8 protein-coding genes and 1 pseudogene are annotated in these 10,011 nt (G+C 33.7%); all 9 read right to left on the bottom strand.

Annotated elements, in window-relative coordinates; all coding sequences use genetic code 11:
• Positions 1-322, bottom strand: a pseudogene (locus MV589_RS06625) (pimelyl-ACP methyl ester esterase BioV); the annotation flags it as partial.
• Positions 309-1,964 (bottom strand): AAA family ATPase, encoded by a 1,656-nt coding sequence (locus tag MV589_RS06620; protein ID WP_297433187.1) that lies wholly within the window; start codon positions 1,962-1,964, stop codon positions 309-311. The gene MV589_RS06620 and the pseudogene MV589_RS06625, both read right to left, overlap by 14 nt.
• Entirely contained in the window at positions 1,951-3,201 is a 1,251-nt protein-coding gene (gene mtaB / locus MV589_RS06615) for a tRNA (N(6)-L-threonylcarbamoyladenosine(37)-C(2))-methylthiotransferase MtaB (RefSeq protein WP_297433186.1), read from the bottom strand. The genes MV589_RS06620 and mtaB overlap by 14 nt, the downstream gene beginning before the upstream one ends.
• Before the next feature lies 1 nt (position 3,202).
• Positions 3,203-4,855 (bottom strand): mechanosensitive ion channel family protein, encoded by a 1,653-nt coding sequence (locus tag MV589_RS06610; protein ID WP_297431133.1) that lies wholly within the window; start codon positions 4,853-4,855, stop codon positions 3,203-3,205.
• Positions 4,855-5,904, bottom strand: coding sequence for a 3-dehydroquinate synthase (gene aroB, locus MV589_RS06605; protein WP_297431131.1), 1,050 nt, complete (start codon positions 5,902-5,904; stop codon positions 4,855-4,857). Before aroB ends, MV589_RS06610 begins: the two co-directional genes overlap by 1 nt.
• A gap of 59 nt (positions 5,905-5,963) precedes the next feature.
• Positions 5,964-7,370 carry a COG3400 family protein gene (locus MV589_RS06600; protein ID WP_297431129.1) on the bottom strand — a complete coding sequence of 469 codons (1,407 nt, stop codon included), beginning with the start codon at positions 7,368-7,370 and terminating at the stop codon, positions 5,964-5,966.
• 2 nt (positions 7,371-7,372) lie between these two features.
• Positions 7,373-8,482: a tRNA (uridine(54)-C5)-methyltransferase TrmA gene (gene trmA / locus MV589_RS06595; RefSeq protein ID WP_297431127.1), complete on the bottom strand. Its 1,110-nt coding sequence runs from the start codon at positions 8,480-8,482 to the stop codon at positions 7,373-7,375.
• Positions 8,483-8,497: 15 nt separating this feature from the next.
• A complete protein-coding gene (fliP, locus tag MV589_RS06590; RefSeq protein ID WP_521966158.1) occupies positions 8,498-9,229 on the bottom strand; it encodes a flagellar type III secretion system pore protein FliP in 732 nt (243 codons plus the stop codon).
• Positions 9,229-10,008 (bottom strand): flagellar motor protein MotB, encoded by a 780-nt coding sequence (locus tag MV589_RS06585; RefSeq protein ID WP_297431124.1) that lies wholly within the window; start codon positions 10,006-10,008, stop codon positions 9,229-9,231. The genes fliP and MV589_RS06585 overlap by 1 nt, the downstream gene beginning before the upstream one ends.
• Between the last annotated feature and the right edge of the window lie 3 nt (positions 10,009-10,011).

Genomic DNA, 10,011 nt, shown 5'->3' with positions numbered 1-10,011 from the left:
AACTACCCTCAATTAGCTCCACTTCTTGCACTTCATACGGAAGAAAACATGACTCAATAAACTCTCTTATATAAGTATCACTACTGCGTTTAAAAGAGAGTGTCTGTAATCTTTTAAATTTAATATCTCTGCTTTGAAAAAAAGCAGGAGAAAAAAGTTGTAATCTATCAACTCTTTTACCATCTTTTAAAGCGTCTTGCACATACTCAAATGCTTTAATAGCACCATAAGAAAAACCACTGACACTAAAGTCACTCTTGCTCATAAAGTCATTAAAAAAAATGGCATCATCTTGTAGAGAAAATCCGCTAAAAAATTTCATCTAAATACTTCTTTACCTCATTTTTACTGATACTTTCACGCTCATATAAAACTTCTTCTACTTTTGCCACTAAGCCCTGCATAGAGAGAAGTAAATCTTTTGTCTCCTTATAGAGACGTTCTAAAATCAACTCCTGCTCTCCCTCAGGTGGTAATAAAGTAGATGCCATTCCATACTCATTACACATTTTCACTACTATATCTTTTGCTTGAAGCAGATCCTCTCTTGCATTATTTGAATGCTCAGAATATTTTATATCACACGATGCCATACCCGATAAAAACATACGTACACGAGACTCAAGTTCTTGCTTAATAAAAGGTTCATCCGTCTGTGGTGTCAAATTTTCATTAGATAACATCAGCTTTTCAAATGGTAAATCATAGTAAGTTGCCACTAAAACTTTTCCTGCCTGATAAGTAACACGAAAAGCCTTTTGCTGCTCACTTAACATCTGAAGCTTTTTCTTTCCAAACATCACTTTGTCTTTTACCTGATAAAAATGCTCTAAAGTAACATGAAAATCATTTTGACGCAATGCTAAAAGTGCTGCTTCATTGACAAGTGCCGCTAATGCTGCCCCGTTAAAACCAACTGTCATATTTGCAACAACCTGAACATCTAACTCATGAGGAACTTTATCTAAATATTTTAGTAAAATTGACTCACGCTCTTTTTTTGTCGGTAACTCCACAAAAATACGCCTATCAAATCGTCCCGCACGCAATAGTGCAGAATCTAAAACATCTATTTTATTTGTAGCTGCTACGACAATAACACCTGTTGAGCCTTCAAATCCATCCATCTCAGTTAGTAGCTGATTAAGAGTGGCTTCTCGCTCATCATTTCTATTGCCATCGCGTTTTTTACCAACAGCGTCAATTTCATCAATAAAGATGATAGAGGGTGCATTTTTTTTCGCAGCTAAAAAAAGTTCATGTACCCGTTTTGCACCCATTCCAACATAAATTTGAACAAATGAAGCACCACTTTGGTAGTAAAATGGAACCTCTGCTTCATGTGCTACTGCTTTAGCTATCATCGTTTTACCAACACCAGGAGGACCTACTAGAAGAACACCCTTTGGCATACGTGCCCCAAAACTTTTGTAGCGCTTCGGATTTTTCATAAAGTCAATAATCTCTTCAAGCTCAATTTTAACATCACTAATACCACCAATATCTGCAAAGCTCACATCACTTTTTATGGCTTCGATTACGGAGGAGTTTTCGGACGTTAACGCTGATGATGTAGCACTATTTTGCGATTGGACTTCACCACCAAACTGAAAATTTCTTTTTTGAAAATAACGAAAAAGTAAAGAGCCAAGCCCTAAAAAAACCACAAACAAGAGTATATAGATTAATATATTTGCTTCTGTGCCTACTGTCACTTTATAATCAACAAACATTTTAGGAGTTACTTGAGATGAAGGAATTCTATAGTACCCCGTATCTGTTTTTAAAAATACATACTGTTTTGTTACCACTATCTTTTTGACACTTTTATCTTGTAAGAGTTGATTTGCTTGAGAGAGTGATATTGGCTGAGAATTATCTCTAAAAATTGCAAAAAGCACAAGCGCAATGATAATAAGCGCAGAAACATAAAGTGCTATACGATTTGTTTTAGACTCTAGCATAATTAAAATCCTTTTTCACCTCATAATTTTCAATATTTAGCCAATTGCCGACTAAATCCTCTTTAGATTCTACAACTATTTTGTTAAAGTGTTGGTCAAGCCCATGATAGAGCCCCTCTTTATATGACTCTATCAATACATCTAAGCTACCATTATATGCCTCTCTAAACGCAAGATTTTTTGCATAAATCAAATCTTGTAATTCATGAAGTCTTGCTTTTGCAACTTTTCCATTTATCTCTGGTTTCATCACAGCTGATGGTGTGCCATCACGTTTTGAATAGGTAAAAGCATGAATATGCGTCAAAGGTAACTCCCCTGCGTTTAGCATAGCTTCTCTCCAAAGCTCTTCACTCTCTCCTGGATGCCCAGTAATAAAATCAGTCCCTATGGCATAGCCTTTATCTGCTAAAAACTCAAAAAGCTCTCTGTCATATTTATAAATATTGCGTCTGTTCATAAGTTTGAGCATTTTTGGCGAAGTATGCTGCAGAGCAATATGCATATGCTTCTCCATCCACGGCTCATCCAAAATCTCTTTAAATTCATCACCTATTTGAATAGGTTCAACGCTTCCAAGACGAATTCTTCGCACACCTCTGATTTGAGACATTCTTTTCATAAGTTTTGCAAGCGAAGTTCTTCTGTCTTGTCCGTAGCTTCCTACATTTGTACCAGTAAGTATAAACTCTCCAAATCCATTGCTTGCAAGTCTAGTTATCTGTTCCAAAATTCGTGACTCATCCATACTTCTTGCATCTCCACGAACATAAGGAATAATGCAGTAAGAACAGCGAAAATTGCATCCCTCTTGAATTTTTATAAATGCCCTGCTCTTTCCAATGAACTCATCTACCACCATATCATCTACATGATTTAAGTCACCTGGCTCGTAAAAAGGCTGCTCTTTTTTAAGTAATGTATCGATTTTCTGCTTTTCACTCTGTCCAAAAACACCATGAATTCGATTCTCTTTTAAAAGTGACTCTCCTTTAGTATGCGCACCACATCCTGTTAAAAAGAGCTTCGCATCACCATTATGTTTTTCAACCTGTGAAATGTAAGAACGCACATGCGTATCTGCACCGTTTGTAACGGTACATGAATTTATAACAATCACATCTGCTTCATCTTCATTTTCTGTTATGTCATACTCTTTGAGCGAACTCATCATAACTTGTGAATCATAAAGATTTGTACGACAACCAAATGTTTTAAAGTAAACTTTTTTCTTCATTTTATACCAACTCGTGATTATGTTCTATTGCATCTTCATTATGCATAGAGACATTTAGTTTTTGTGTAGGGTAAGCTATGGTAATATCATCTTCTGCATTAAAAGCATCAACAATATCAGCCGATATAACACTTCTCAATGTTAAAGTACCATACGCATTTGTTAAATACCAAGCCTCAATATCAAGACCATTTGGCGCAATAAATGAGTAAATTCTTGGCTCAACATTTGTATTTTTTAGACTATAATTTTGTCGTAATTTATTTAACTGTTTTCTTGTAATATCAGTATACCCTTTAGAGTATTTTTTGGTAATCTCTTTGACCAAATGCATTGCTTTTTTATGATTTGAGTCAAAGGTGATGGTAATTTTAATTCCATCCCAGACTGTTTTTAAAGAGTTATGTGTATAGTTTGCTATCATTTTTGTAAAAATATAATTATTAGGAATAAAAATAATTCTACCAGCACGACGATTTTGCATAATTGAAGTAAGCGTAATATCTTCGAGTATTGTTATGCGCAGCAGTGAAATATCTAATACATCTCCTACATATTTCATACCATTTAGGTCCACACGGATTCTGTCTCCAACATGAATACTACCACCAAAAACAATTACAAGCCAACCAAGCAAACTCATAAACCAATCTTTCATGGCAATGGCGATACCTGCTGAAGCAAATCCTAAAATAGTTACAATGTAACTTACATTCTCAATATAGTTGAAAAAAAGCACCAATATAATAATTGTAAAGTTGGCAAAAGTAATAATTTTATTTGCCATATAAAAGCGTTCATTATCAGTAATATATTTCTTTACTATCAATTTGAGAAGAAAGAAGATTAAAAAGATGAAAAAGATAATAATAGTAATTTTGATGAGACCATATATTTGTCTTTTAATACTTTTATGGATATTTACCTCGGCAACATCTAATCTTTTTTGATAAACATTCATAGTTACATTCATAGTATCTAGAGCTCTTCTAAACATCTCTAACTGTAATTTTTGTCTTTTTATATCTTTTTTGTAATCATGAGCTGTATCTATTATTGCTAAGTGGTTATATATTCTAAGCTGCGTTTGCAATGTTTTAATAAGATTTTGGAGTGCCTCTTTTTTCTTTTTATACTCTTCAAAATTCGCATCAAAAGTTTTAATAAGAGAATAACCTCCTAAAATATCAAAAGGATTACTGATTTCAGGAATTTTTTCTATATTTGGAGGTGTTATAAGCTCTGAAAATGGAGCAAGTGCAAAATCTCCCTTTAAATTATCCACCTGTGTGGCTAAAATCTTTTGCTTATCAATAAGTGCATTGAGTTCTGACTTATCACTTACATTTTTTGCATGTTTAGAAAGATATTTTATTCTCTTCTTGATTTTATCAAGATTATTTTTTACATCAACTGCAGTCAAATAAGAAGCATAACTTTTTATCCACATATTTTCATCTGAAATCTGCATTTTTAAAGTTTTAAGAGTATCTCTGTCTTTTTTTATTTTTGCATATTTTTGAGACTCTTGTTTTGCCTTTATTAGTAAAACTTCTTCATTTGTAAGATTACTATCTACACTACTATTAGTCTCAACATTCGCATATAAAGTTTGTAAAAAAAGAAGAATTAAAATAAAAAATTTCAACTGCATTAAGAAGCCTTAAAAGTTTTGAGTACATCCAAAATTAGATGTTTATCCACTGCATCAGTTATTTTCACACCGCCAAGATGATGTGGAATAATAAAGGTCACACTTGCATCTAAACTTTTTTTATCAAGATAAAATGTTTCATAAAAAGCTTCTACATCTTCAATAACATAATCTGTCGGCAAGCTATATTTTTGTAAAAGCTTTTCAACCCTCTGTGCTTCATCTTCATCCATCAGACCCATAGCTACTGCCGTTTTGTTTGCCATTACCATTCCAATAGCTACAGCTTCACCATGCAAATATCGCTTATACTGCGTTTGACTCTCAATAACATGACCAAAAGTATGTCCATAATTAAGTGCTGCTCGTAAACCTCTCTCTTTTTCATCTTTTGCAACAACGCCAGCTTTTGTCTCTACTGCCTGCTTAATAGCCTCTTGTAGAACAATTTTATCATTTAAATCAGCATGCTCTAAAAATTCAAAAAAATCTTTGTTAAAAGTAACTGCCATTTTTACTATTTCAGCAACGCCTGCTGCAAACTCTCTTTTTGGTAATGTTTCTAAAAAAATGGGGTCAATATATACGGCTTGGGGTTGATGAAATGCACCTATAAGATTTTTTCCATATCTATTGTTCATGCCAGTTTTACCACCAACACTTGCATCAACCTGAGAGAGTAATGTTGTAGGAATCTGAATAAAATCAATTCCTCTTTCATAAATACTTGCAGCGTATCCAGTCATATCACCTATAACACCACCTCCAAACGCAATGAGTAGAGAACTACGGTTAAAACGGTGATTAAAAAGTGATTCTAAAATAGTGTCAATTGAAGCCTGATTCTTATACTCTTCTCCATCAGGAACTGTAATGATATAGAGCTCTTTAGCACTAATTTTTGATAAAAGATATGCTAAATGCAAACCAGCAACTTTCGGATTTGTTACAATCGCAACTTTTTTATGAAAATGCATCTTTGGCATTGCATCAATTGTTATATCATAAGAGTTATCTACTATCTGTTTTAGGGGAATATTTACTTGCATTATCTATCCAAAATTTAATATATTAGATAATACTTAATTTTTACTAAAAAATGGCTAAATTATATCTGTACAGGAATAAATATTTGAGTATACTCATCGAGTTTATGGTAGAGTTTTTCACTATCAGTTGAAAAAAGAGAAAAAATATGTCTTTGGGTCAATTTATTTGTAAAAGGTAAAATTTGTATAAAATTTTCTTTTCTCTTTAAGCGCCTAATAGGATTGTCACTTTCATTATAAATTTTAATTGATTTTGAAAAAATTGTTGAAAGATTGTTAAAATGTTCAATCACCTGTTCTCTATTTTCCTGATGTTCATTCATATAGTTATAAAGTTCTATATTAAGGTTTAACTGCTCTGAAATATCAAAAATTGTAGCAGAAATTTTTTCCAAGTCTCTGTTATCTGAAAGAATTAAAGAGACATCTTTTACTCCTGAGAGCGATTTTTTAGAAAGCTTAAGCACTGGCAGATGTACTTCATATAAAGAATTTCTTACATAATAATCAGCAAACATTTCACATGACACAATGACAAGACCGACATGATACCTACTCACATCATTCAAAAATGTACTACGAATATTTAGATTGTCATACTTAATATTTACAATAATATTAAAAGTTCTTAAACTTTTAATGTACTCTAAAATTTCAATATTACCCGGATTTACAACCTTAATAATCAAATCATGATTAAACTTTTCATGAACATATACAGCTTGATCAACAAGTTCAGTAATTGTTTCATGGTTTATAATATTCATATCAATATAGAGCATTAAATTAGTTCCAAATGGCTCTGGAAATTGTCCAAGTTCACGCTTAATTGCCCGGTAAACGGACTTTAAAACGGCAGGTTCACCAACGAGTAAAAGTGTATCGTTTGGCTGTATCATTCTTCTTCGTGAGGGCATCACAAGTTTTCTATCTCTATAAATAGCAACAATACGCCAGTTTTTCTGCTCAATCGCACCAATATGCCTGTAGACAAAAGAACTACCAAAAGGGACAAGAACTTCCATTATTTCACCCTCGCCCACACCTACATTTTGAGCGATTACAGGAACATTTGGAAGGTAATCCAACAGACGTGAAGCCAATATCTCATTTGTATTTACTAAAACAACATTAGAAGCTTCACTCTTCATATTCCAAAAATTTAGTACAACAATACGCAACTGTTTTTTTACAGCGCGGATATTTTTAATGCTATTTTCAACATCTATCTGCGAATCCATCGCAATAATTACCTGTATAAACTCCATCTTAAGCAGATTAGAAAGTTTATATAGACTAGTAGGATCAAACTCGTAAAATTTAAATCTTGCTGGTGAAGCATTCTCAAACTCTTTGGCTTTTGTTTGTACTATATAATAAATATTTTCACTAGTGTGTGCCTGAATAACTCTGTTAATAAAATGTTCACCAACTGTTCCACTACTAATGATTAATATTTTTTTCATAATTACTTTCGCTTAATGAGTTTCACACCCATTTCAACATGATGTGTATATGGAAATTGATCAAAAAGTGCCATAGCTACAACATCATGCGTTTTAGATAAAATTTCTAAATCTCTTACTAAAGTTTCAGGGTTGCAAGATATATAGAGTATATGCTCATATCTTGCACTAAAATTACAAGATGCCTCATCCATGCCACTTCGAGGAGGATCCACAAAAATGGAGTTAATATTGTAAGCTTTTATATCTATATCTTTCATTCGACGAAATTCGCGAACACCATCGAGTGCTCCAACAAACTCCTCAACACTCATACGAACAAACTCTATATTTTCTACACTGTTTAAAAGCATATTTTCTTTGGCTGCGTTTATGGAAGATTTAGAGATTTCAGTTGCAAGCACTTTATCAAAAATCGTTGCAAAAGGAATAGTGAAATTTCCTGCACCACAATAGAGTTCAAGTAGATCTCCTTGTGCATCTGCAAAATTTTCCATTGCCCACGAAACCATCTGCTCATTTACGCGAGGATTTGGCTGTGTAAAACTATTTTCAATATAGTTAAATTTATAGGCTCGGTTTTGAATATTTAGCGTCTCAGTAATATAATCCTGCCCTATGACAAGCTTCTGTTTTCTAGCGCGACCTATAAGATAAATTCCAAGCTCCCCAGCTAACTCCTGTGCAAGTTTTTGCCACTCATTGTCTAGCTGTCTATGATAAAGAAGAGAGACTACAATCTCACCACTACTAGAACTTAAAAAATCAGCACCAAAAAGTTTATAACCCATCTCTTTTCTTTCTATACCCTCAAGAAGCTTTGGCATAAGCTTACTAATAAAATGATTTACCTGTGGACATTCATCAATAAAAACAACACCCTTATGCTCTTTATGGTTCATAGCATAGCGAATAACATCACCATCATGCCAAATCTTAAACTCGCTTCTTGCTCTGTAATGCTCATCTGGTGACTTAAAAACAGTAATATCGCCAGAAAAAAATGGTGCAAAACGCTCTTCATTAATCTCTAATTTTTTACTTAATTGTGCCTCATAACCACCTTCATAAACTCTACAAGCACCACACTCACCAAAATATTTACAATCCATATTTATTTACATTCCTTATTTAACTGAAGCAATCAAATTGCCTATAATGAGGTTCCACCCATCTATAAGTACAAAAACAAGTATCTTAAAGGGCAGAGAAATCATTACTGGCGGGAGCATCATCATACCCATAGACATCAAGATAGAAGCAACAACCATATCTATAACTAAAAATGGCAAAAAGAGTAAAAAACCTATCTCAAACGCAGTCTTTAATTCACTAATTAAAAAAGAGGGAATAACAATTGAGAGAGGAACATCAGCAACAGTTTTAGGATTTTTCATCTTTCTAATGCGCAAAAAGAGTGCTAAATCTTTCTCTCTAGTATTTCTAATCATAAAATTTTTAAAAGGCAATACCGTTTTCGTAAATGCTTCTTCATAGCCTATCTTTTTTTCAACATATGGTTGAATACCTTGATGATATGCCTTCGTACCAATAGGCTCCATCACGAAAAAAGTAAGTATCATCGCCAGCATTACAAGAATTTGTGTTGGTGGTACTTGTTGTGTTCCAAGTGCTTGACGTAAAAATCCAAGGACAATTATGAACCTTGTAAAAGTTGTCATCACAAGAACCATAGATGGTGCAAGTACAAGTAGTGTTAGAATTACTAAAACATTTAGTGATGAAACCAACTGCTCAGGAGTCTTTGGAGCAGAAAGATTCATATTTAAGGTAGGAATGACAGCATCTGCACCAAAGAGAGCTGCACTTAACACAAATAAAACAAAAAAAACTCTTATCATTTTGTTCCTGCTGTTTTATCTAAAATAGATTTACCAACTTTAGACTGCTCTTCATTTTTCTTTCCATAAAAATGTAACTCAACACGACGATTTTTTTCTCGACCTATTTTTGTTGCATTTGTTGCAATAGGATGATATTGAGAAAATCCAGTTGCACTTAATCTTTTTGGAGCAACACCATCTAAAATAAGTTCATGTACAACAGCAATAGCCCTTGCAGCGGAGAGTTCCCAGTTATCTTTAAATGGACTGTCTGCACCAGGTTTTACATTATCTGTATACCCTTGTGCATCCACTCGCATATCTTGTGGCAAAGCTTCAATAATAAGCGCTACTCTTTTTAAAAACAGTAGTGCATCTTGATTTTCAATAGTTGCACTCCCTGGTTTAAAAAGAAGCGCAGCAGGCATTTTTATAACAAATCCATCTTGTGCTTCTCGCACTGTAATTGTTGGTGTCTGTGCCTGTTCCATCATCTCATTAGCATCACCGGCAGCTTGCTTAATTCTATTTACAGTATCACTTGTCTCATCTTGAGAATCAATAGGAGTAGCTTCAAGCATTCTTTTTGTTGAAATTTCAGTTTGTGTTCCACCTTCTAAGACACTCATAGCACCAGAGAGGGAGCCAATAGCTTCACTTACCTTTTTTGCATCCATACTTGACATAGAGAGAAGTAAAACGAAAAAGCATAGAAGAAGAGACATTAAATCCCCAAACGCAGCTAGCCAAGCAGGTAGACACTCTTCGCACTCTGGACATTTTTTCTTAGCCATTAC

Source organism: Sulfurimonas sp., assembly GCF_026991475.1.
In the GTDB taxonomy this organism is placed as follows: domain Bacteria; phylum Campylobacterota; class Campylobacteria; order Campylobacterales; family Sulfurimonadaceae; genus Sulfurimonas.
Note: the sequence above shows the minus strand (reverse complement) of the source record. Positions and strands in the feature narration are given on the sequence as shown.